The 21,150-nt window shown below is 67.9% G+C and carries 20 protein-coding genes and 1 pseudogene; 5 read left to right on the plus strand and 16 right to left on the minus strand.

All coding sequences use genetic code 11. The features are described from left to right. Positions 1–144: 144 nt before the first annotated feature. From FNV62_RS06075 to FNV62_RS06110, 8 genes are all read right to left on the minus strand, one after another. A complete protein-coding gene (locus FNV62_RS06075) occupies positions 145–471 on the minus strand; it encodes an MmcQ/YjbR family DNA-binding protein (protein ID WP_143607124.1) in 327 nt (108 codons plus the stop codon). Positions 472–565: 94 nt separating this feature from the next. Continuing rightward, the gene (locus FNV62_RS06080; RefSeq protein ID WP_143614208.1) at positions 566–1,567 is read right to left on the minus strand and encodes a zinc-binding dehydrogenase; all 1,002 of its coding nucleotides are present in this window, start codon (positions 1,565–1,567) and stop codon (positions 566–568) included. 45 nt (positions 1,568–1,612) lie between these two features. Then, positions 1,613–2,341, minus strand: coding sequence for an NADPH-dependent F420 reductase (locus FNV62_RS06085; protein ID WP_318658498.1), 729 nt, complete (start codon positions 2,339–2,341; stop codon positions 1,613–1,615). Continuing rightward, the gene (locus FNV62_RS06090; RefSeq protein ID WP_164331595.1) at positions 2,338–3,312 is read right to left on the minus strand and encodes a zinc-dependent alcohol dehydrogenase family protein; all 975 of its coding nucleotides are present in this window, start codon (positions 3,310–3,312) and stop codon (positions 2,338–2,340) included. The genes FNV62_RS06085 and FNV62_RS06090 overlap by 4 nt, the downstream gene beginning before the upstream one ends. A 349-nt stretch (positions 3,313–3,661) precedes the next feature. Further along, positions 3,662–4,345: a DUF169 domain-containing protein gene (locus FNV62_RS06095; RefSeq protein WP_143600233.1), complete on the minus strand. Its 684-nt coding sequence runs from the start codon at positions 4,343–4,345 to the stop codon at positions 3,662–3,664. Positions 4,346–4,372: 27 nt separating this feature from the next. Next, complete coding sequence (locus FNV62_RS06100) at positions 4,373–5,938, minus strand: hypothetical protein (protein ID WP_144314793.1); 1,566 nt, start codon at positions 5,936–5,938, stop codon at positions 4,373–4,375. Next, complete coding sequence (locus tag FNV62_RS06105) at positions 5,938–6,555, minus strand: hypothetical protein (protein ID WP_143600235.1); 618 nt, start codon at positions 6,553–6,555, stop codon at positions 5,938–5,940. The genes FNV62_RS06100 and FNV62_RS06105 overlap by 1 nt, the downstream gene beginning before the upstream one ends. After that, a complete protein-coding gene (locus tag FNV62_RS06110; protein WP_143600236.1) occupies positions 6,552–7,430 on the minus strand; it encodes an alpha/beta fold hydrolase in 879 nt (292 codons plus the stop codon). The genes FNV62_RS06105 and FNV62_RS06110 overlap by 4 nt, the downstream gene beginning before the upstream one ends. Before the next feature lie 501 nt (positions 7,431–7,931). On the opposite strand from FNV62_RS06110, the gene FNV62_RS06115 reads away from it, so the two are divergent. Together FNV62_RS06115 and FNV62_RS55400 are read left to right on the plus strand one after the other, a co-directional pair. After that, entirely contained in the window at positions 7,932–8,618 is a 687-nt protein-coding gene (locus FNV62_RS06115) for an SDR family oxidoreductase (protein WP_143600237.1), read from the plus strand. 55 nt (positions 8,619–8,673) lie between these two features. Next, positions 8,674–8,769: pseudogene (locus FNV62_RS55400) on the plus strand (IS5/IS1182 family transposase); the annotation flags it as partial. 373 nt (positions 8,770–9,142) lie between these two features. On the opposite strand, the gene FNV62_RS06120 reads toward FNV62_RS55400, so the two are convergent. The 4 genes from FNV62_RS06120 to FNV62_RS57000 all read right to left on the minus strand — a co-directional run bounded on the left by FNV62_RS06120 (position 9,143) and on the right by FNV62_RS57000 (position 12,827). Beyond that, positions 9,143–9,430, minus strand: a complete 288-nt coding sequence (locus FNV62_RS06120; RefSeq protein ID WP_143600238.1) for a hypothetical protein — start codon at positions 9,428–9,430, stop codon at positions 9,143–9,145. A gap of 295 nt (positions 9,431–9,725) precedes the next feature. Beyond that, complete coding sequence (locus FNV62_RS06125) at positions 9,726–10,637, minus strand: hypothetical protein (protein WP_144314794.1); 912 nt, start codon at positions 10,635–10,637, stop codon at positions 9,726–9,728. Positions 10,638–10,786: 149 nt separating this feature from the next. Further along, positions 10,787–12,175 (minus strand): IS1380 family transposase, encoded by a 1,389-nt coding sequence (locus tag FNV62_RS06130; protein WP_144314448.1) that lies wholly within the window; start codon positions 12,173–12,175, stop codon positions 10,787–10,789. A 526-nt stretch (positions 12,176–12,701) separates the two neighbouring features. Continuing rightward, entirely contained in the window at positions 12,702–12,827 is a 126-nt protein-coding gene (locus FNV62_RS57000; protein WP_263985282.1) for a hypothetical protein, read from the minus strand. Between the two features lie 74 nt (positions 12,828–12,901). Between FNV62_RS57000 and FNV62_RS06135 the strand changes: the two genes are divergently transcribed. Further along, positions 12,902–13,588 (plus strand): hypothetical protein, encoded by a 687-nt coding sequence (locus tag FNV62_RS06135; protein WP_143600240.1) that lies wholly within the window; start codon positions 12,902–12,904, stop codon positions 13,586–13,588. Between the two features lie 99 nt (positions 13,589–13,687). Then, positions 13,688–14,671: a phosphotransferase family protein gene (locus FNV62_RS06140; protein WP_143607126.1), complete on the plus strand. Its 984-nt coding sequence runs from the start codon at positions 13,688–13,690 to the stop codon at positions 14,669–14,671. A gap of 345 nt (positions 14,672–15,016) precedes the next feature. On the opposite strand, the gene FNV62_RS06145 is transcribed toward FNV62_RS06140, so the two are convergent. Further along, positions 15,017–15,310, minus strand: coding sequence for a hypothetical protein (locus tag FNV62_RS06145; RefSeq protein ID WP_143600248.1), 294 nt, complete (start codon positions 15,308–15,310; stop codon positions 15,017–15,019). A gap of 62 nt (positions 15,311–15,372) precedes the next feature. Between FNV62_RS06145 and FNV62_RS06150 the strand changes: the two genes are divergently transcribed. Beyond that, a complete protein-coding gene (locus tag FNV62_RS06150; RefSeq protein WP_143614218.1) occupies positions 15,373–17,871 on the plus strand; it encodes an NACHT domain-containing protein in 2,499 nt (832 codons plus the stop codon). Positions 17,872–17,944: 73 nt separating this feature from the next. On the opposite strand, the gene FNV62_RS06155 is transcribed toward FNV62_RS06150, so the two are convergent. From FNV62_RS06155 to FNV62_RS06165, 3 genes are read right to left on the minus strand one after another with little or no spacing between them, the layout of a single operon-like run. Beyond that, positions 17,945–18,751, minus strand: coding sequence for a class I SAM-dependent methyltransferase (locus FNV62_RS06155; RefSeq protein ID WP_143614220.1), 807 nt, complete (start codon positions 18,749–18,751; stop codon positions 17,945–17,947). Beyond that, the gene (locus tag FNV62_RS06160; RefSeq protein ID WP_143607128.1) at positions 18,748–19,995 is read right to left on the minus strand and encodes an ATP-grasp domain-containing protein; all 1,248 of its coding nucleotides are present in this window, start codon (positions 19,993–19,995) and stop codon (positions 18,748–18,750) included. Before FNV62_RS06160 ends, FNV62_RS06155 begins: the two co-directional genes overlap by 4 nt. Continuing rightward, positions 19,992–21,137, minus strand: a complete 1,146-nt coding sequence (locus FNV62_RS06165) for a glycine amidinotransferase (protein ID WP_143614222.1) — start codon at positions 21,135–21,137, stop codon at positions 19,992–19,994. Before FNV62_RS06165 ends, FNV62_RS06160 begins: the two co-directional genes overlap by 4 nt. Positions 21,138–21,150: the final 13 nt, after the last annotated feature.

Consider the following 21,150-nt stretch of genomic DNA (forward strand, 5'->3'; position numbering starts at 1 on the left):
TGCGGAAACTGGCCGAGATGCACCATTTAGTCGAACTGGTCCGTGGCTGCCATCGCGATCATCTTCGCGGCGGCGACGCCGGATACCTGCCTGTCGGGGGAGGTCTCTGGCATCCAGTGGCCGGTGGTCCTGGAAGCGCGGGGCTCAGGGTGCGACCAGGTCGTGGCTGTCCCCTATCAGTTCCCGGATCAGTTCTTCCGGGACATCGCCGGCCAGCGAAATGTTGACCCAGTGTCGCTTGTTCAGTTTGTACGCCGGGTGCACGGACTCGAAGCGGTTCCGCAACTCGGCGACCCGCTCCGGATCGGCCTTGACTGTCACCTGGTCGTCCGGGAACTCGTGGCCACTGAGGATGGCGAACACCTTGTTGTTCGCCGCTGTCTTGAACACCACGCGGTCCGGGGCGAACGGACGCGACTCGCTGACTCCGGCGAAAGAGAGCGCCAGCTCCCGGACGTCGTCCACGTTCATGGCTGCCTCGCTTCCATAACTGCACTTACACGGCTTCGTCGGATCCCTCGGCTTCACCGACCACCAGGACTTCCGCCCGTGGTAGCAGCGGCTACTAGGGGCGGATGAGGACGGTGCCGACCTTGCCGGGCCGCACCGCGTGCGTCACGGCGGTGGCCAGCTCGTCAAGGCCGTACGTGGCGGCCACGTCGAACCTGTCCTTGAACTCCAGCGCGATCAGCGTCGCGGCGACGACGTCTGATGCCCGCCTCTCGGCGGATGCCTCCACCAGCCACCGGCCGAGGGTCGCGCCCCGCACCGTCAGCGCTTGGTGCAGCAGCGTCGACGCATGCACCGAGATCGGCTCCTCGGCGAGTTCCCCGTAAATGACCAGCCTGCCGCCCGGCGCCAACAGGTCGAGAAGGCTTTCCGTCAGCTGTCCGCCGACAGGGTCGAAGGCCACACTGATCGGGCGGCCATCGGCTGCCTTGCGGGCCTCGTCGGCCCAGCCCGGATGCTCTGTCACCACGACCGGGACGTCCGGGAACCGCTCACGCAGCTCGGCGGCACCGCGGTCACTGCGGACGACGTTGACCAGGCCCACATTGTGGTACTGCATCACGCCCGTTACCAGCCGTCCGACCGACGAGCCGGCGGCGGCCTGCACCAGATAGCCGTCGTATCCCAAGGACGGGTGCTCCTCCGCCTCACGGCGCAGCATCACCGCGGTGAGCGGATTCGTCAGCATCTGCGCGGCGACCTCGTCCGACAGCTCGTCAGGTACGGGGACGACGATCCCGGCGTCCGCCAGGATCCACTGTGCCCATCCCCCCAGGGGAAAGACCGTTACACGGCCGCCGACTACGACGCCCGGTGCTACGCGCGTGTCCGGGCCGATGGCCTCCACCACGCCGGTCGCTTCCACGCCGATCGGTACCGGCTCTGCTGCAGTCGCGGGGAAGGCATCGAGGCGTAGGAGATCACCGGGGTGGACCGGGAAGGCCGTGGTGCGGATGAGGACCTGACCGTGCGCAGGCGCTTCCGGTTCGGGCTCCTCGATGACGGTCAGGACGTCGGCGGGCGCCCCGCTACGGGTCCAGACGACACGACGGTTCATGATTCTCCTTCTTTGCGCTGGTGTGTATGGGTTTTGGCCGGGGCATCAACCGACGTCCTGGAGCAGCAGGTGCTTCGCGCTGAGTGCTCCGTCCAGCTGCATCAGCCGGCCTCCCTCCCGCAGGCCGCCGAGGTCCAGGGCGGCGAATCCGAATTCGCCGAGCAAGCCGGCCATGGCCGCCTTCGCGTCGGCGTCATCGCCCGCGTAGAAGACCACCTGACGGCCGTCCTCGTGCTGGGGGTCCGCGGCGATGAACGCGGCGAACAGGGTGTTGAACGCCTTCACGATCCGAGCTCCGGGAAGGCGCTCGGCGACCCACTCGCTGCCCGTGAGGTCCCCGACGTCGTACCGGCCCCGCCAGGGGTTGGCCGCGGCGAACTGATTCGTCGTATCCACGACGATCTTCCCGGACCAGGCGGTGAGGCCGGTCAGGTCGGGCACTGCGGAGAACGGCACCGCGAGGAAGACGAGGTCGGGCTGCGCCGCCTCCTCGGCTGTCACGGCGTGGGCCTTCGGTCCCAGCTGCTCCACGACTGCCTTGAGCGTTTCCGGGCCCCGGCTGTTGCCGATGAGTACCTCATGTCCGTGCCGGACGGCCTTGTCGGCGACGGCCTGCCCGATCTCTCCCGCGCCGAGAATTCCGATGGTGCTCTGTGCGGCCATGCTGCCCCTCCTTGATCGTGTGTCGGGGGCCGTGCCGGCGTTCCGGCAGCGGCTGTGTGATCGGCTCCGGCCGCTTCCTGCCGGGATGGTCCCGGCTTCGGCGGCGCCTATGCGCGGTGCGGGTTGAAGTCCAGGAGGACCTTGCCGTTCTCCCGGAAGTACGCGAGCGCCTCGGGAAAGTCCGCCGCCTTGTAGACGGGCGCGGAGGGCAGGACGAGTTTTCCCTCGGAGACCAGCTGCGCGGACTCCGCGTTCAACGCCGGAAGCCGGGGAAGAAATTCGTCCTGGTACATCCAGAATTCCGTCGTGGTGATGTTCTTCGTCGCCAGCACGTCGGGATCGGGCGTGAACGCTTGGCCGCTCATGTACCCGTAGATCGCCAGCAGGGCCCCGTCGGTCAGTACGTCCAGCAGCAGTGCGGTCGCCGTACCGCTGACACCGTCGAAGCCGAGGAGCACCGGATCGGAGCCGATGGCTTCCCGCACGCGCGCGCCGGCGTCCGCGGAGTCGACCACCACGATGTCGGCCCCGAGGTCACGGAGTTCGCTCACGAGTTCCGCGCGGCGCACGATGTTGATCGTGCGCAGCCCTCGTTCCTTGGCGAACACGATGACGGACCGGCCTACCCCGCTGTTGGCCGCGTTCTGCGCCACCCAGGATCCGGCCGGAAGGTCACGCAGGCCGACCAGGAGCCCCGCGGTGACGGGATTGATGGTGAGCATCGCCGCCTGTTCAAGACTGATGGACTTGTCCACAACGGTCAGGTCCGCTGCCTCGGCCACGACCCGCTCGGACCAGGAAAAGACGCCGAAGGGAAGCAGAACCCTCTCACCGGGGCTGACCTCCGTGACGCCGGGCCCCACGGATACGACCGACCCCACACCCTCGTTTCCGATAGCCGTCGGCAGCTCGGGGCGTACGGGGTAGATACCTTGCGCCAGGAGAAGGTCGTGGTGGTCGAGCGGGGCGTACTCGACCTGGACCAGCGACTGTCCGGCGGCGGGAGGCGGGAGCTCGGGCACGTCCACTACCTTCAGGTTCTTCTCCGGCTCCCCGAACCGAGTGAGATGAATGGCAAGCATGGGCCACGACTCCTTGCTTTGTCGTTTCCTCGTTCGAGCCATCGCTTTGGGTGCCGACCGTCCCGTTCCCGACGGTTTCCACGGCAGTATCCAGCTCGGTCCCGGTCCGGCCCGTGAGGTGCACGGTGGAATCCTCGGCAACGAGCTGGCGGGCTATAAGCCGGACCGATCCCGGTCGCACGGGCGCCAAATCGCCCTTGCCGTAAAGATGTGCCAGTACGTCCCGATCTGTACTTACTAGTAAAGAACTCATACGGGGCCACTGCAACCGGAACAAATCCCGTGGCCTGCGCGACACGTATGGCAACTCGGCTCCCAGCGCTGACCGTGCCAGACAAGGCTGAAACGGTCAGCCCAGGGTGGTGAAGCGCTGGCGGTCGGCGACGGCGTAGCCGGCGACCGCCCGGTCGGCGGCGACAGCCCGCTGCAGGCCGTCGATGACCGCGGGCAGGCTCGCGGCGGGCATCGCGCAGGTCAACTCCTGTGCGGGAAGGCCGGTACGGGCGCGGCTGACCGCGCATCCCGGACTGACCGCGATCTGGCCGTTGTAAGCCAGCGGAACGATCTGGCATTGCGGCCTGGAGGAGAGCCGCAGGTCCGGGCACGCGCCCTGGAGCGTCATGAGCGAGGCAGGCGAGAGGCGGACGAGTACGACATCCGGGCCGGTCGCGGCCGTGAGCGGTTCGTAGCGGATCGACGTCGGCCGGAACGGCAGATGTCCCACAAGGCCGAGGTCCGCCGGGGTGATCCAGCCACTGTCGATCAGGGCGGCGGTGTCGGCCCCGGACGCGGCGCCGGCCATGTCGACCAGGCCATGTGTATAGCTTCCGGTGCTGCAGTTGGCGTGGTCCGCGGCGCGCGTGTCGAGGGACTGCCGCTGGGCGGGTTCCCAGAAGCAGCAGCCCGCAGGCTGGGCGGGCAGACTCCCGTCGCGAGAGGTGACGGGCTGTGTGCCGAAGGTGATCGCGACCGGCGGGTGCGCGAGGTCCAGGAGTTCGACGAGTGGAGCCGCCCATGCGGATGCGGACGTCATGGAGACACCTTTCGTGCGGGGACTGTGTCACCGGGAGCTGCCGCCCGGGAAGGCGACCCGGATGCGATGGTCGTCGATGTCGAGGTCGAGCTGGATCGAATCGGCACCGGTGACATGCCAGCCGGCCGAGTCCTGGTTGTCGACGGTGACCGAAACCCCGGCGGGGGCAGGCAGCCGATCGATCGTAAAACTGGTGGGTGTTCCTCGTCGGGACGGTGTGGCAGCCGTGGTCTCGATGTCGAGGACGCGGTGGACCATGTCGTTCCGGGCGCGCCGGATGCCGATGCCGGGGTAATCGACGTCCCTGAGTCGCGGTTCCGACGTCGAAGCGGGCAGGGGTTCGTTGAAGATCCGCCACCACGCTCCCGGGGCGCCGCTCTCGGCGAGCATCAGGATGGCGTTGATCTGCCCGCGGGGCCAGGTGGAGTCGTAGCCGAACCAGAATCCGAACCGGTCGTTCTCCTCGCCGAAGAACCGGGGCTGGTATTCGCTCTCGATGTAGTCCCGGATGCGGTCCTCGGTGGCGGTGTCCTGCACCTCATGTGCCATCCACAGGGCTGTGCTGAGGTGGTTGGGGTCGGCCTGGAGCCTGCCCAGCGGGAGATCCGGGTCGAACCAGCCGAGTCGCCGCATCGCCAACTCGTAAATCCACAAGGAGAATTCGCGGTCCTGCGGATACATGTACAGCAGGCAGGGGAACACCCCGTGGGCCACGGAGGGACCGGGCAGCGAGTGGAGACGTTGCTCCATCGGGTCGTAGTAGAGCGCGAAGGTACGCAGCTCGCCGGAGCGGGTCAGGCTCATGTAGTGCCGGCGGAGGTAGTCGAACCAGCGGGGGACCGGCTCGCTCAGGGTGGTTCCGAGCTGCGAGTCGTAGAGCTTGAGCCCGAGTCCGGTGGCGCTGACGCAGAACGGCCAGATCTTGGTGTTCTCGCAGTGTGGGCCCTGGGGGCGGCTGCGGAACTGGGCGGAGATGAATTCCGCGATCCGCGCGTGGGTCCAGGTGAACTGGCGGCTCTGGTATCCGGTGATCTCGAACGGCCGGTGCTCGGTGGCCTCTGCGGAGACGTAGCGGCGTATGCCGAGGACCAGGTTCAGCCAGCCCCGGTAGAAGACGTTGCCGTCGGCGCCGCACGGGTCGGGCTGCAGGCCCCATGGTTCGATCCCGTTTCCGGTCCATCCCGGTACCGGGTAGCGGCCGCGCAGCGGTTCGGGGATGAATGCCTGCCACGCGGGCGGATAGCGGTCCGCACCGGGATCGGGCCCGATCAGCGTGCACCAGTCGACCGCGCCCCAGAACGAGGTGTAGCGGCGCACGAGTTCGTCCGCGATGCGGGTGTAGACCTCCCGCCATGCCGGGGTCGCCTCCAGCATGACCGGGAGGACGTAAGCCATGTTGTGGACGTCGAACCGGGGGAACGCGCACATGGGCGGCGCGGTGTAACGGTCCCACCACGGCAGGGGTTCGCCCTGGTCGCTCCAGTCGTCCGGGGTGGTCGCCTTGTCCCAGATGTAGCGCAGCCAGCCCAGGGCACGGTCGTTCAGCGCGGGTGCGGCTGCTGCCGTCTCGGGGGTCACGGCGTGGGCGCTCATCACGGCTCCCGCAGCGGTTCCCCGTTGGTCCCGCGTACGATCCACAGCCTGGCCCTTGCGTTCCAGGCCCCCGTCCACTGCGGATCCAGCTGTCGCACAGCCGGCTCGATGATGATCGTCTCGACACCGTTCGCGGCCGGGTCGTGCGCCACATAGGCGCCCGGGAGGGCCCGTCGGGAATTGCCGGGCCCGCCGATGGGCACCACCTTCCGGAGCAGGCCACGGAACCACATCAGAAGCAGATGATTGCCCTCGACACGGACCGTTCCGTCAATGCGGTCGCGCATGATCGCGTCGATGGCGTCCGGCGAGAGCAGGTCACGAAGTGCGTGACAGCTGCTGGTGAAGCGGACCGCGAGGTCGGGCGATGCGGCCCTGCCCGACGAGGTGGAGACGCGGCGCCGCTGTCCGTCGAAGTCCCAGTGCCGCGCGGGACCGTCGTCGGAGGAGATCTCCACCGTGAGACCGCGCGTGATCTGGGACCGGAGCGCCGCGCTGCACCGCGTGGCCAGCACCAGCCCGTGCCCCGTCGACCACAGCAGCGCCCGCAGTCCGGCGGTCGCCGCCACATGCGATGCCCGCCGCTGCCCGTGTGCCCGGCCGGTCATGTCCATCATGGGGCCTTCTCTTCGCCGGCACCCGACAGGAAACTATGGATCAGCGCGGCGAATTCCTCGGGCCACTGCCACAGGAAGCCGTGTCCGGAGTCGGGGTAGATCCTGACGCGCGCGTTGGGCAGGTGTTGGGCCAGCAGCCAGGTGTTCGGTGTCGGGATCATGATGTCGTTGTCACCGTTGGCGACCAGAACCGGCTGGGTGATCCCGGCCAGCCGGTCCAGCTGGGACGGGTCGGGGATACCCCATTCGGTGATGGCGTCCATCTGGGCGTCGCGGGCCTGCAGACCGGCGGGCTTGTCCCGGTCTTCGGTGCGGGAGGCGCGCCGCTCCAAGAACTCCCGGCCCTTTTGCTGGCTGGTCGGGGAGACTTCGAAGAACAGGGACAGCAGATCCTCGGGATGATTGTCGGCAACATTGGCGAGGGCCTGGACGTCGTTGATCCAGCCGTGCATCAGCACACCGCTGCGCGGCCCGGTGCCGGCCAGCACGAGCCGGCGGACGAGCTGGGGACGGATCAGAGTGAGTTCCTGGGCCACCATCCCGCCGATGGAGAACCCGAACAGGTCGATCCTGGACAGCCCGAGTGCCTCGATGAAGGTGATGGCGTCGCGGGCCATCCCCGTGATGGTGGACGGCACCGTCCCGGTCGACAGACCGACACCGGCGTTGTCGACCGGGATGATCTCGCGATGGGCTGCGAGGGAGCCGAGCAGCAACGGATCCCAGTTGTCCAGATTGCCGCGGAAGTGCTGCAGCATCACCAGCGGAAGCACATCGTCGGAGGCGGTACCGAACCGCCGGTAGGCGTACGTGACCCCGTTGGCACCCTCGACGAACTGGTTCGGGGCGGTCAGCGCGATGTCGCTGGTCGACATGACGATCAACTCTTCCGTTTCGGTCGCTTCTGGGGCTCGGCTCGCGACGCACGGGCAAGCACACGGGTCGGCCGGGACGGGCGACCGCCGCCCCGATCAAGTGGCTCGCCACCGCCTCGTCGTCTGACCGAGACCAGGGGATCAGGCGTGGTCCGTCGCAGCCGCGTCATGCCCGAATGGTGTGCCGAAAGGTAGGGGGCTCAGAGGGCCCCGCCTCGTATGGGCCGACTTCTTGCCTGAGGCCGCGGCGACCGCCGACATCGCCTCGGACCGGCGCACGGGTCGAGCCTACGGCGCCGCATGTCAGGTCGCATCTTGAACCCGAGGGGCGCCCCTCGCATATCCTGACTAGGGACGCGGGCACTGCCCGGCTAGGCCCGTGTCCAGCCGCAACCGCGGAGGAGATGCCTCGCGATGAGCGCCGTAGGACGGTCCTGACGTGCAATCACCCAGATCGACCTGCCGGCCCGACGAGGGCACACGGGTGGCAAAGGAGACACTATGGACATCGAGGGTTCGGTCGCCCTGGTAACGGGAGCCAACCGCGGTATCGGCCGCGCGTTCGTCCACGCACTGATCGAGCATGGCGCCGCCAAGGTCTATGCCGGCGCCCGGGACCCGGCAACCGTGACCGGTGAGGATGCCGTCCCACTGCGTCTGGACGTCACCGACCCCGAGGACGTCGCCGTAGCCGCAGCGACCGCGGACGACGTCACGATCGTCATCAACAACGCGGGAACCTCGAGCGGCGACACCCGCCTCCTGGAAGGGCCCTTCGACGGTGCGCGCCAGGCCATGGAGGTCAACTTCTTCGGTACCTGGGCCGTCTGCCGGGCCTTCGCTCCGGTCCTGCGGCGCCATGGCGGCGGCGCCCTGGTCAACATGCTCTCCATGACCTCCTGGACCGGACGGCCCGACTTCCCCGGATACGCAGCCTCCAAGGCAGCCCAGTGGTCACTCACCGACTCCCTGCGCCAAGGCCTGCGCGAGCAGGGAATTCTGGTGATGGGTGTCCACGCGGGCTTCGTCGACACCGACCTCAGTGCCCGGGTCGACGAACCCAAGATCTCCGCCGCCGACGTTGCGGAGCAGACCATGCAAGCGATCGCCGCGGGACGGACCGAAGTTCTCGCTGACGAGCCCACCAGACAACTCAAAGCCTCTCTCTCCCAACCCCCTCTTGATTGAGCTTCCCGCCTGTGGCGATTAGCGTCACTCAGGACGGGAATCTGGGAGCAGGTGCTTGACTCCCGAACTGGGCCGCCGGAACAGGGAAATCACCCTCACGGAGAAGACCGTCAACCGGGCTCTTGCCGCGGCACGGGCACCGGTCGAACGTTGCGCCGTTGTTGCCCTCCCACAGCGACGTCCCCAACCCGTCGGGCTTCGAGGTCATATGGTTGCCGACGAGCAGCACGCTACTGTCGGCGTACTGACGTTCGGCTGTACGGCGAAAGCTATGCGCCGGAGACCGAGATGCTGTCCTGGTCGACACACTCCTGACCAACGGCCAGGCCGATGGGCTCGCCGGGGACTGAACTGTCGCGTCTCGGATTCCACGCAGCTTCCGCTTGCCGCGAGCTGGACGGGATGACAACGCGCCCTGCGGAAGATGCGGGAGTCCGAACGCGACCTGCGAGTCGAGACGCGTCCGTTCGGTCCGATTCATTGCGTGTACCGGCGAACGGGGCGACGCTGTGCAGATCACTGGCCTACTCGGCGGCGTGGAACCCGATGCGGTAGAGGGGGGTGTCGTCGTGGATGGGGCCAGATTGGGCGGCACGCCTACGTAGCGATTCGAGGTCGGGATCTCCGGTGCGGCGCAGATCGGCCTCGCTGATGTCGGAGAAGGGGACCTGCTCGACCGAGTCGACCACGATATGTCCGTCACCAACCTGGTAACGGCCACCCGGCTTCACCTGGGGCCGATGCCAGAGACGGAATGAAACGGTGATCGACCCGGAAAGCACTCCCGCCCGCAGATCACGGCTGAAGTCCATATACACACGTTACGACGGACAAGGCATGGACGCTGGATGGGAGGCAAGCCGTCCGCGCGATGCGTGCCTCCATGAGACGGCGCGTCCCTACCTGATCGGGTGATAGCGCCACACCTGTTGCGCGCGGTAGTGTCCTTCACACTGCTGCTGAGCTGCACCGATCCTTATCGGATCACGCTGCACGACGGTTGACCCCCAGCGTGGCCTGCAGTTCGCTGACGTTCCACCAGCGGGTCTCACGGATGTTGGCGGTCTGACCGGCATCGAAATCCAGCCGGACTGGCGAGGGCTGTTCTCAAGGGCCTGTCTTGGGAGAGTTTTCCGGGGAGAGAAGGACCTGAGCGGCGGTTGGCGAGCCCGCCGACTCGCGTTCGGCATAAACAACCGAGTCCGGCCCTGCAGCGGAGACCATGCCATGCATCCCTCGGGCCGTGGCTAGGAGTATCAGGCCCACCACGGACGCAGCTGTCAACCACAGGCCAGGGAGATGATGCAGCGCTGTCGCGGCTTGCGCTTGGCGAAGTTGGTCCTCCGTGACGGTGTCCCAAGCGCTTGCGACATCGGCTATTGATGGAGCCTTGTTCATGAGCCCCGGAACGATGCTGGCTCCCGCGCAGAAGGCGGAGCCGAGGATGGCACCGGACGCGGTGGCAGCACTCGATATACAGGCACCGATCAACGCCACTGCGATCAAGAGAACGAAAGCTAGGGCTGCTTCCGCGAGAAACTGCCCGGGCATGTCAGAGAGCGAACAGCACTCGGAGAGGGTGACGGTCTTGGTCGCGTCGGCGACTGTGCTTGTCAGCGTGGTCTTTTGCCACGGCATCCAGGTGCCGATCAACCATCCGATAGCCAAGACCATGCCAGTAATCGCCCAGAAGATGCCGACCCGGGTGGCGCGTATTCGCAGGGCACCACAGCGTCGCAGAGCGATGAGAGCCAAAACCGCGCTCGCCAGGCACAGGGCGCAAGAGGTGATTCCCCACCAGTAACCCGGACCCGGACTGTAGTACGTGGCGGAGCCGTCGGTGCCGCTCCGCAAGAAGTCGGTGGTGTCCGAGATGAACTGAGCAGCCGTGAGCAACCCGGCGCCGACCAGCATGCCAGCACCGAACCTGCTCGTGCGCGAAAGGAAGGCGAGGAGAGCCGCGATTACGATGGAACCAATGAAAACGGCGTTGAAGGCGACAGTTGAGCCCGGATCCACCGGCTTGATTGTGGTGTGATCGGTTCGGGGTCGTGCAGGGCGTGTCGGGGCTGAGTTGCGGATTCGGGCGTGGGGCGGCCGCTGGTCTGCCCAGCCTTTCCACTTTTCCGCAGTTCTCGGGCCCTTTCGGGCAGGTCGGTCGGGGAGTGTCAGGGGGCTGGTGGCGCGTGCACGATGCTGAAGAGCTGGGTGAAGTCCGTGCTCCAGGGCCAGCGTTCGGGCAGGTGCAGGGTGAGGCGGCGGGCGGAGCGGGCCAGGCGGGCGGGCACGTTGATCAGGTGGTCACGGATGGTGGCGGTGGTCGCTCTGGCATGGAACGTGCCGGCCAGTGCGCCAGCGGCGCGGGTCAGGTTGTGCGCCAGGGCGGCCAGGGCGAGCCACGCGGCATTGGCCTGGAAATGCCCGGAGGGTGCGTGGGCGAAGGCGCTGTTCTTGACATCCGCGATCACCTGCTCGACGACAGCGTGCCGTCGGTGATCACGCTCGGCATCGTTCAAGGAGAGCGGGGAGTCGGTGAACGCGGCGTGGTAGCGCCAGGTGTCAAACAGCGTGCCCTGTCCGGCGGGGACGGTGCCAGTGCTCAGGCGTTTGACGCGGCGCACGATCAGACGGGCGGTGACCTGCTGCTTCTTCGGCTTGGAAGTGAAGGCGGTGTAGCCGGTCTCGGCTATCTCGGCGTCGGAGATCCAGCACTGGCCCTCCTCGTCCCAGACCGCCTTGGGGTACTTGATCGGCATCCAGGCGTCCTCATCGATGCGGGCGATGGCGGCCTTGACGGAAGCGTTCATCCGCACGGTGATGGAGAACCGCGCGCCCAGCGCCCGGCAGGAGTTGACGACATCGGCGCCGTAGAACGCCGAGTCCGCGCGCATCACCAGCAGGCCATTCGCGCCGCAGGCGCGGGCGGTGCGGATGGTCTCGGCGACGAACGCTGCCGCCCCGCGCGCGGAGTTCGATGGTCCCTTGCGCAGCCTCGTGGCGGCGATCACCGGGGCGGCCAGGGGTGTGGAGACGATGCCGAGCAGCGCGTTCAGGCCCTTGACCTTGCTGTATCCGTAACCGGTGCCCTGCTTGGCGTAGCCGTAGGTGCGGCGGATGGTGTCATCGATGTCCACGTAGGCGACCTGGTCCGCGCCGGGCAGCAGCGGGGCGTGACGGGCCAGTTCGGGAAGGAACCGGCGGGCCACGGCGTGCAATTGCTTCACATGCCCGTGCGTGAAGGAACGCAGAAACGACCCCAGCGTGGACGGGGCCCGCACACCGGAGAACAGGCGGCCCATCGCGCCGTGCCGTAGCCGGTGCATGTCATCGATGCTGTCGGCGCCCGCGACCATGCCGCCCACCAGCGACATCACTTTCGCCGCGGGGAAGGCACCGGTGCCGTCCTTCGAGGCCGGCAGACGGATGTACTCCCCGACCAGTGCGGGCAGACCGCACCGCTCGGCCAACCGCACCACCGGCTCCAGGCCGCCGTACGCGATTAGGTTCGGGTCGTCGAACGCGGATGAGACCGCCGCTGCGGCATGGGAAGATTGCATCTCGGAAGTGCCTTGCTGATCGCGCCTGATGTGGTCCTAGAGAAACCCCATCATCGCAGGTCACAAGGCACTTCTTCGTTCCCCGAGAAACTGTCCACAGACATCAAGCCGGTGGATCCAGGTTGAGGATGAGTCCTTGAGTCGCTGAGCAGTAGCGTCAGCCCCCTGGTACCCGTAGACCGGGAACAATGCAGCGAGTGTGCAAACAGCGGCCGCGATTCCCAGCGCTGCGGCAGACATACGCCAGGCAGGTGGAGGAGCCTCGACGTAGACGGCCGTGGGCCCTTTCAGGGGTTGTCCGCAACGGGTGCAGTAGACCCCTTGCGGTATGGCTGGAGTGCCACAGGACGTGCAGAACATGTATCCCTCGCCAGCTGGTTCCAGCCCCCGACGAGGGCGCGAGCGGACATCGTACTGGCAGCGGACTCTCGAATCAGGAGACCGGGTCCTCGACGACGTTCGACGCCTTGGTGATGAACTCCATGGGAAGCTCAGCGTGCATGGCCCGGTTCCGGCGGGAGGGACGTCAGGGACGGGTGGCGGCGATGGCTTCCGTCCGGACGAGCTCGTCGAACGTGCTGGCCGGGCTGATCTCTGTCAGGGCCCGGCACACGTCGTGCTCGAAGGCGTCCGTGTCGCTGAGGCCCCCCATGAGTCAGTGGCGAGGGGCACAACTGGCGACAAGTCCACTTGTCACCAACTGTTGCGACAAGTATTCTTGTCGCTATGGAATCCGGTCTGAACGACTTCTGGCGTGACGTCATGAAACTGCAGGAGCCCCCGTACCGAGAGCCCGTCGACGACGAGGTCCTGCACCTCCAAGACCAGGTGGCGGAGGCCGCCCGCGATCTGGCCCGTGCGATCTCCACGCGGGAGTCCGCCTACCGCGCCGACGGCCAGGAAGCCCCCGACGGGATCGCTCTCTCGCCGGACTGGCAACTCGCTTACCTGTACGCCCTTCACGAGATCGAGGGCATCGCCCGGCGGCTTGCCGACGGCGCGGCGCGCACCGCTGGCGGCACCGGAGCCAGCTATCCCCAGCTCGGGGCGGCCTGGGGGATCACCAAGCAGGCAGCGAGACTGCGCTGGCCCGGCGCCGTGCGCAAACCCGACGACACCAGCGGCGAAGGTGAACCGTTCGAGCTGTGGCTCAGCGGGGGTCTCGCCGAGATCATCCAACTCCCCAACGAGGGAGGGTTCATCTGGAAGGCCACAGGAGGCAACGGCACCAGCGGTCAGGCCGAGGAACCGTACGGAAACCGGACCGAGGCCGCTGCGCACGCCGGCGCCTTCCTTGCCCGCCACGCTGCCGCGGACGACGACCCGTACGGTCCTGACGCGGCGCACGCTGGCTGCGTCGAACCCCACCTCGGCCCCGACGGCTACGTCGACTGCGACGGCACACCCCTGTGAATCCGCGCGGCACGAAAGACGCGGGAGCACTGCCGATCTGGCGCACAGCAAGCATGCGATGACCGATCCGGCCCCGGACAAGGCCGTATAAGGAGTGTCATGGACTTCCGCCCCGTCCCCCGCGACCCCGAAGCCTTCCAGCAGTCCGTCACGGCCGAGGACATCCACGCGATCGCTCTGCGTGCCTTCGGCCGCAGTGTCCGCATCACCTCGGCGGTCGAGCTGGGAGGAGGCATGTACAACAACACCTACCGGCTCTTGGCGGAAGGCCTCGACGGGCCGGTCATCCTGCGTATCGCCCCCGCTCCGCAGCGGCAGTTCGCCAGCGAGCACGAGCTGATGCGCAACGAGTACGCCACCGTCCCCTTCCTCGCTCCCATCGCCGACCTCGTTCCGCGGGTCCTGGCCGCCGACTGGTCGCAGGAGATCACCGGCCGGGACTGGATGGTGCAGAGCCACCTCGACGGCACGCCCGCCCCCGACCGTCTCGGCGACTACCCCCGCACTCTCTGGCAGGGCTTCTTCGCTCAGCTCGGCACGATCACGAGGAACATCCACGCCGTAGCCGGCCCGCGCTTTGGGCCCGTCGCCGGACCCGGCTACGCCACGTGGAGCGAGGCCGTGCTGGCCTCCCTGACCGCCATCGCGGACGATGTCAGCCGCGTCGGGCTGGACGCCGCGGACGTGCGCAAGGCCGCTGACCTCGCCGCCGAACACCACAAGGTCCTGGACGAGATCACCGAACCCCGGCTGCTCACCGGCGATCTGTGGACCGTCAACACGATGCTCGCGGCCGCACCCACGCCAGTCATCAGCGGTGTCCTCGACCTGGACCGCACCCTGTGGGGCGATCCGGCTGCCGACTGGACCATCCGTATGGCCAGCGCCAAGACGGATGAGCGCACGGCGTTCTGGGACACCTACGGGCCCCGCGCCGCCACGTCCGCCCATGCATGGCGGGCCCTTGTCTACGAGGCACGGCATCTGGGGGCGATCCGGCTGGAGCGGCACCGCCTCCACAACCCCTCCGGTGTTGACGACACATACTCCTCCATGGCCGCCGTTCTGGCCCAGCTGATCTGAACGTTGCTGCCTACTGCCGAGTTCTAGGATCCGCGGCTCCGCTAGCAATGAAGGCAGTCCGTGAGCAGCAGATTCGCAAATCCGCGATCCCGGTGACAATGACTACGTTCAGGGGCGATCTCCGCCGGGTCTCTTTCGATCTTCTCTGCGCGTGTGCTGCCCGTGCTCCGTATCGTCCTTCCTGGCTGGCAACTGCTCGCCTTTCTCGGGCGGCTGTAACGAGCGTGTCATCAGCCGCCAAACAGGCGTGATTGACAGTTCTGTGGTCTCGACCAAAACACTTCGGCATCATGTTCGGGCATGGGGCGGCAGCCAGTGGCGATGGAGGACACCTCGCGGCGGACGTCATCGGCGGCTGCCGCGTACCGCACGGATCACCTCGGCGACTGCCTTCAACACCTCGGCGCGGGCGCACGCGGTGGTGTCCTGCACCGCAACCACGACGATCACTACGGCGGCGATAGCCGCGATCAGCATGGCGACCACCGGAACCAAGACGACCCAGGCAGTAATGTCCATGGAATTCCCTCCGTCCGTGCCGCCGTCTGTCGAGCGGCACAGCAAAAGGAGACAGGAGCGGCAAAAGACAGTCACGAGTTGCCGGACCGACCGGATCGTGGCAGTGAACAGCCAGGTCACGGCCGAGCCCACCACTCCGCCCGCCGGACTCGCCGGACGCGTCACAAGAGGGAGGGCGCCCGGTGAGCGAGCCGATCCAGCTGCCAGTCGGCCGACGGGTCCTGCGCGATGAACTACGGATGCTGGAAAGGAAGGCACTTCAGCGCGAGGGCAAAAACCGTACGGACGCGATCGAGAAGGCAAACGCACAGTTGGAGCCACTCGGCCTACCGAAGCTCAAGACCAGCACGGTGAGCGACTGGATCGAAAAGGGCAATCCGGCGAAGAACTTCCTAGTGCTGTGGGCCTTGGTCCGGGTGTTCCTGGAGTGGTCGGGGGGCCTTCCACCGAAGGGAGCCACCACCCCCAAGGACCCCGTCGGTGCCAAGGCGAAGGCAGCCTGGAACTACACCGAGGAAGGGTGGCGGCTTCGGTGGGAGGATGCGAAGAGGTCCCGCCCCCCGACTCCCGCGCCGGAGAACGCACGGCTGCTCACTGCATACCTGCGGGCGGCACGCGACGCCGCCGGACAGCACCCTTATCGCAGCACCCGCCAGGACCTCAAACTGCCCGCGCTGGCCGACGTCTACGTGCGCCAGCACACCCGCACGCGCGCCCAGGGCAACGAGGCTTCCGCCGCCGTTCCCGCTGCCCAAGTCTTCCGTGCTGACCACAGCATCTGTCTGCTCCTAGGCGCTCCCGGCGGCGGCAAATCCACGCTGCTGCGCACCCACCTCGCTCAGACCGCCGAGGCCCTGCTCTCCAACACGGCCGAGAAGACGATCCCGATCCTCCTCAGAGCGGCTGCCCTCACCACCACGGACCCGCTCCCCGCAGCCCTCGCACGCACCGTCACCGCCGACCTTCAGCAAGACGGGCTGCTCGACGAGTTGCCCACCGGATTCTTCCGCCGCCCTCCACGTACCGGGGCGTCCTGGCTAGTGCTGGTCGACGGCCTCGACGAGATCCCCGACACCGACACCCGTAGTGCCGTGATGACGAAGCTGGCCAACGTCTCCGCCAACAGCGAAGGGCTGTACCGGTTCGTCGTAGCGACCCGCCCCTTGCCGGCACAGGAACTCCTCAAGCTCGGCGACCGCGTTGCGCATTATGAACTGCAGCCGTTCTCCCACGACGACCTGTACACCTACGCCACGCACTGGTTCCGGTCCCTGGACAATCCCAGGCGCCACACCGAAGCGTTTATTGCCGGGCTGACGCACTCCGGCCTGGAGGTCCTGGCCCGCACCCCCCTGATGGCACTCATGCTGTGCCAGCTCTACCTGACCGATCCCACGCGCCCCCTGCCTGCCGGCCGTGCCGGCGCGTACCAGGAGTTCGTCAAGTGGATCTACGAACAGAACACCCACAAGAACATCAAGAACACCCATGATCAGGCGATTCGCCGGCTGAAGGACCGCCACCAGATCCCCGAGGAAAGCGACGCCGCGGAAAGCGCTGCCGAGCAGGTACGGCAGCACCTGCGGGGGTTGATCGACCACTTGGCCTACGAACGGCTCAATGGCAGACGCGGTGCGGCCGTCGACATCTTGGCCTCACACCTGCAGGTCAACCGGCCGCGGGAGGTAGAGCAGCATCTGTGGAACGCCTTCCTTGGCGACCTCATGCGGCCCACCGGCATACTGACCCAACACGGGGATGACTTCGACTTCCTCCACCAGACGCTCCTCGAATACCGTGCGGCCCGTCACGCCACCCGCAACGAACAGACCTGCACCCAGCTTCTCAACGACCTGATCGCGTCCTCGACCGTTCGCTCCGACGGCCGCCTAGCACCGCCCGCAGTCGCCGACTCCTACCTCGGCTTCCTCCTTGACGGGCTCAGCGCCTTCCACGGCCGCATCGCCGCCGAGACCACCCGATATGTGGTTGAGATAATGCAGCACGGAGGTGAAGGCACCCATCGGTTCCTCACCACCCAGGTCTATCTGAAGACCAACTTGCCCCCAGGCCCCACTGCCGTGTGTCTGGCCCGGCTGGCTGACAACCCCGCCCTGGACGGCCTCGCGCGTGTGACGGCGGCGCGGGCACTGGCGGAGGTGGACAGCAATGCCGGCGCCCACCACCTGGCCCGCCTCGCCAACGACCCCACCCTCAACGACGGCTCCCATCTGGAGGCGGCGCGGGCACTGGCCGAGGTGGACAGCAAAGCCGGCGCCCACCACCTGGCCCGCCTCGCCAACGACCCCACCCTCAACGACGACTTCCGTGTGCGGGCGGCGCGGGCACTGGCCGAGGTGGACAGCAAAGCCGGCGCCCACCACCTGGCCCGCCTCGCCAACGACCCCACCCTCAACGACAGCTTCCGTGTGGAGGCGGCGCGGGCACTGGCCGAGGTGGACAGCAAAGCCGGCGCCCACCACCTGGCCCGCCTCGCCGACGACCCCACCCTCAACGACAGCTTCCGTGTGGAGGCGGCGCGGGCACTGGCCGAGGTGGACAGCAAAGCTGGCGCCCACCACCTGGCCCGCCTCGCCAACGACCCCACCCTGGACGACTTCTCCAGTGGAAGGGCGGCGCGTGTTCTCGCCCAGACGGAGGCGAGAGGGCGCGGTCGGTGATTCTGTGCACGCACCGTGCCCGCGACGGTGTAGCGGCACATTGCGCCCTCGCGTTTGCTGCGGCTGCCTCCGTTCAGTCTCGTACGGCAGTGACGGCAACGCGGCGCAGCAGGTGCGCGGTGGGCAGGCGCCGACGAGCCTCTCCCTGCAGTCCGGCGAGTGCCGAACCGGGCTCGGCGTGCAGGGTCAGCGCGGTGCGGTAGATCCCCTGGTAGGCGTCGTCCCAGGCCGGGGTGCTGGTGCAGTGCACGTCGGTGAAGCCCGCCGTGTGCAGCACGCGAGTCCTGTCGGTGTGCCGGTGGCGCGGTGGCAGGCGCTCGTCGCCGGGGGTGTGCGGGTGCCAGCCGGTGAGGACCAGTCGGCCGCCGGGCTTGAGGATGCGCAGGACCTGGCGGGCGGCGGCGACGCGGTCGGGGGCGTACTGCAGGGCGTCCAGCGACAGGGCCTCGTCGACGCATTGGCTGGTCAGGGGGAGGAGGGCGAGGTCGGCCACGGCGAAGGCCGCATCGGCCGCGAACGGTACGGCCCGGTGGCGGGCCTGGGCGATCGCGACCGGGGAAAAGTCGATGCCGACCAGGGTCGCGTGCGCGCGGCCGGCGAGCCACAGGCCGGGACCGCCGCGGCCACAGCCCAGATCGGCCAGGATCTGCCGGGGGCGCAAGTCGAGTTGGCGGGCGAGGTGGTGGAGCAGGTCGGCGCAGAGGAAGGAGAACAGGTCGAGGTCCGGCGGCAGGTCCGGGTCGACCAGGCGCGCGATCGTGCTGAAGGCGCTGCCATGTCCCTCGGTTCCCTCGGTGCCGAAGAGGCGGTCGAACTCCAACGCACTGGTGGTCTGGTGGCCGGCGGTGTCGGCCGCGCGGCCGGCGGGTGGTGTGCTCATGTCCTACTCCCCGGGGCGACCGTGATGGTGATCTGGCGCAGGATCTGGTCAGCCCGCTCGTCGACGGTGCGCGGATCGTGGCCGGTGACGATGACATGGCCGAGGCGGCCGCGGTTGGACGTCGCCGGACCTACGTCCGAGCCCTCGGCCGCACGCACGCGTACGGCGGGGATGGTGGTGGTCACCGCTGGCAGGCCGGTGACGGCGACCAGCCGTCCCGCATGGTGAGTGGTCAGGAACCGTACGGTGGCGTAACCGCCGGGTGCCTGTGTGATGGTGACCGGCCTGCCGAGGGCGATGTCCCACACGGTGCGCCACGGGTCGATGCCGAGAGCGTGCTGCATCAGGACGCCGATGTGCCCGGCGCCGAGTCGGGCGCCGATCTCCAGGACGGTGCACCGGCCGTCGGGGCTGAGGACGAGTTCGGTGTGGGTGGCGCCGTTGCGTACGCCGACTGCGGCGATCGCCCGTCCGGCCTGTTCGAGTAGGGCCCGCTCGGCGGCCGCGGGCAGGCGGGCGGGCAGCGTGTGGCCCAGTTCGACGCGGTGGATGCCGCTGGTGGTGTGCTTGCGGGTGATGCACAGATGGGTGGTGACGTCGTGCTGGGTGATGTACTCGACGCTGAACTCACGTCCCTGGACGTGTTCTTGGACCAGGATGCGCTCATCGCGCAGCATGCCGTACATCACCCTGGCCGTCCGGGCGGCATGCCAGGCCGGCTCGAGCTCTTCGGGACCGGTGACCACGGTGACGCCGGCCGATCCGGCGCCGTCGGCCGGTTTGACGACACACGGGAAGCCGACCGCCCCGGCCTCGTGCAGGCCCCGCAGCTCACGCAGGTCCGCGACGGCCTTGGTGCGGGGCATGGTGACGTGGCCGGCTTCGAACGCGGTTGCCATGAGGGCCTTGTTGCGTGCGGCGGCGGCGCGTTCGGGATCGTTGCCCGGCAGGCCGAGGGCCGCGCACGATCGGGCGGCCACCTCGGTGAGGTACTCGTTGACGGTGAGCAGGGCCTTCACGCCGATCCGGCGCCCGTAGCCGGTGATGTCCGCGACGGCTTGGCCGGGCCGGGTGAAGCCGGTGACGAGGCAGCCCTCGAGGAGCTGGCGCAGCTCGCCGGAGTAGCTGGCCAGGGTGGCGGCGTCCGTGACGGCGTGCACGGGGTGGCCGGCGGCGGCCGCGGTCCGGGCGAGTGCCTCGGACTCGGGGCCGGCCGCCTCCAGCAGCATGACCGGCACGCTCACCGGTAGTCCACCAGGCCGCCCGCGCGGTGCGTGTCGAGGGTGAAGCAGTGGAATCCGCCGCCGAAGAGCCTGCGGTGCCGGTGCTGGACCGGGATCACGGTGAAGCCCTCGTTCTCCAGGGTCTTGATCAGGCCGAGGCAGTCGGCGTTGACCAGCACCCGCTGCTCGTCCAGGGACAGCACGTTGATGTCGATGTACGGGCTGGTCAGCAGCAGCTCGGAGTCTGTGTAGACGGGGAACTGGCCGGGCTCCGGTTCGGGCGGCACAATGAACGTCCATGTCCGGAAGGCATCCGGGAGGATCTCGCGCAGCCCGGCGTGCCGGGCGAGGAACACTCCGGGCTTGAGGACCAGGAGCATGGAGTCGATGTGGTTGTCGGCCATCCGGTACACGGTGTGCACGCGGAAGCGGCCCTCCACGTGCCGCTTCAGCCAGTCGACCGCGAGCCGGTGGTTGTCTTGCGCGACGTTGACGATCAGGTCCTGGCCCAGGCGCAGCACCTGCGCCCCGTCGAGCATCATCTCCACGCCCACGTCGTATGGGCTGGGCTGTGGGTCGGTGATCGGCTCGGTCGGTCCGCCCAGGGTGGTGGCTGCGGACTGGGCGTAGCTGAGGTCGAAGGACCGGTCGGTCAGGACGGGGCGGGGCATGGTCGTCCAGCGGGCTCCGGTGTCGAAGTAGGAGCGGAAGACCTGGCTGAGGAGCCGGGTTTCCAGGTAGCGGGAGCGGACCGCCGGCGGCGTCTCGATGATCTCGTCGCCGAGGACGAGGGTGTTGTCCCGCACGTTGAGGGCTGGGGTCGGGGCGGCCTGCCAGCCCAGCCCGGCGATCGGTAAGGCGTCGGTGGGCAGCGGCAGCGGCCGGTGCACGGTGATGCCGAGCGAGGTGAGCGTGGCGGCGAGGTTCTCGACGTCCTCGTGGAGCTCCTCCGTGTACCGCTTGCCGATCTTCCACGTCTCGGCCTGTTCGCTGCCGCCGGCGGCCAGGCGCGGATAGGCCCAGTCGGAGCGGTAGCCGCCGATGGCCTCGTGGAAGAACAACTCGAAGGTGAGGTCCCGGTCGTGCCCCACGTAGTTCTCCGCGGACCCCACGATGATCTCGCTCAGCGGGGTGAAGTCGTCGTAGCTGTTCAGCGTGCGCATTGCGTCCTCGATT

The organism is Streptomyces sp. RLB3-17 (assembly GCF_007113425.2).
GTDB classification, from domain to species: domain Bacteria; phylum Actinomycetota; class Actinomycetes; order Streptomycetales; family Streptomycetaceae; genus Streptomyces; species Streptomyces mirabilis_D.

Excerpts from the sequence above, each read along its gene's own strand:
- FNV62_RS06075 (WP_143607124.1), bottom strand. The coding sequence starts at position 471 with ATGAACGTGGACGACGTCCGGGAGCTGGCGCTCTCTTTCGCCGGAGTC.
- FNV62_RS06080 (WP_143614208.1), bottom strand. The coding sequence starts at position 1,567 with ATGAACCGTCGTGTCGTCTGGACCCGTAGCGGGGCGCCCGCCGACGTC.
- FNV62_RS06090 (WP_164331595.1), bottom strand. The coding sequence starts at position 3,312 with ATGCTTGCCATTCATCTCACTCGGTTCGGGGAGCCGGAGAAGAACCTG.
- FNV62_RS06095 (WP_143600233.1), bottom strand. The coding sequence starts at position 4,345 with ATGACGTCCGCATCCGCATGGGCGGCTCCACTCGTCGAACTCCTGGAC.
- FNV62_RS06100 (WP_144314793.1), bottom strand. The coding sequence starts at position 5,938 with ATGAGCGCCCACGCCGTGACCCCCGAGACGGCAGCAGCCGCACCCGCG.
- FNV62_RS06105 (WP_143600235.1), bottom strand. The coding sequence starts at position 6,555 with ATGATGGACATGACCGGCCGGGCACACGGGCAGCGGCGGGCATCGCAT.
- FNV62_RS06110 (WP_143600236.1), bottom strand. The coding sequence starts at position 7,430 with ATGTCGACCAGCGACATCGCGCTGACCGCCCCGAACCAGTTCGTCGAG.
- FNV62_RS06115 (WP_143600237.1), top strand. The coding sequence starts at position 7,932 with ATGGACATCGAGGGTTCGGTCGCCCTGGTAACGGGAGCCAACCGCGGT.
- FNV62_RS06120 (WP_143600238.1), bottom strand. The coding sequence starts at position 9,430 with ATGGACTTCAGCCGTGATCTGCGGGCGGGAGTGCTTTCCGGGTCGATC.
- FNV62_RS06130 (WP_144314448.1), bottom strand. The coding sequence starts at position 12,175 with ATGCAATCTTCCCATGCCGCAGCGGCGGTCTCATCCGCGTTCGACGAC.
- FNV62_RS57000 (WP_263985282.1), bottom strand. The coding sequence starts at position 12,827 with ATGGGGGGCCTCAGCGACACGGACGCCTTCGAGCACGACGTGTGCCGG.
- FNV62_RS06135 (WP_143600240.1), top strand. The coding sequence starts at position 12,902 with ATGGAATCCGGTCTGAACGACTTCTGGCGTGACGTCATGAAACTGCAG.
- FNV62_RS06140 (WP_143607126.1), top strand. The coding sequence starts at position 13,688 with ATGGACTTCCGCCCCGTCCCCCGCGACCCCGAAGCCTTCCAGCAGTCC.
- FNV62_RS06155 (WP_143614220.1), bottom strand. The coding sequence starts at position 18,751 with ATGAGCACACCACCCGCCGGCCGCGCGGCCGACACCGCCGGCCACCAG.
- FNV62_RS06165 (WP_143614222.1), bottom strand. The coding sequence starts at position 21,137 with ATGCGCACGCTGAACAGCTACGACGACTTCACCCCGCTGAGCGAGATC.